The organism is Xenorhabdus beddingii, assembly GCF_002127545.1.
Taxonomy (GTDB): Bacteria; Pseudomonadota; Gammaproteobacteria; order Enterobacterales; family Enterobacteriaceae; genus Xenorhabdus; species Xenorhabdus beddingii.
Map to the genome: position 1 here is coordinate 1 of NZ_MUBK01000160.1, position 515 is coordinate 515.

2 protein-coding genes are annotated in these 515 nt (G+C 49.3%); both read left to right on the top strand.

All coding sequences use genetic code 11. The annotated features are described in order from the left end of the window. Positions 1-10: 10 nt before the first annotated feature. A complete protein-coding gene (locus Xbed_RS19635) occupies positions 11-130 on the top strand; it encodes a hypothetical protein (protein WP_279625553.1) in 120 nt (39 codons plus the stop codon). Positions 131-179: 49 nt separating this feature from the next. After that, positions 180-515, top strand: a 336-nt coding sequence (locus Xbed_RS19045) for a DUF6246 family protein (RefSeq protein ID WP_244182575.1), incomplete at its 3' end; no start/stop codon positions are given.

A 515-nucleotide genomic window follows, 5' to 3' on the forward strand; every position in this document is an offset into this window, starting at 1 on the left:
CGTAGCCACTGTGAGTAAGATCGGTAGCGTGGTGACAGTTAGAGGCATCGCCGAGGGAAATGCAAACATCACTGTTACCACAGAGGATGGCAACAAAACAACAAGATGCGTGGTCACAGTCACCGCCTAATATTACAAAGGGCATTTTTCAGTGCCCTTGATAATGTTCAGGAGGAGTTATGACGCCCATTATTGATATTGGTGAAATGGTTATCGCCACTGATAAAACCGATTATTTATTGCAGCCGTCATTTGCGGCCATGACACGTATAGGTACGCCTCAGCAAATTGTGGCGGTGTATACCCTGCTCAATGGTGCAGAGACTCAGGAATTAATGCACCGCGCAGCACTAGCCTATGGGACGATCCCCGACTGGCTGATTACGCTGATGCGCAAGCCGGCATTTGGCCGTAACATTCTATCAACTTCAATGATGGTGATACAGGCGTGCTGTGAAGAGGATGTAGAAGAGCTAATCGGTGACTGGCGACCGGGGCGCAGAGGCGTTGTCTAT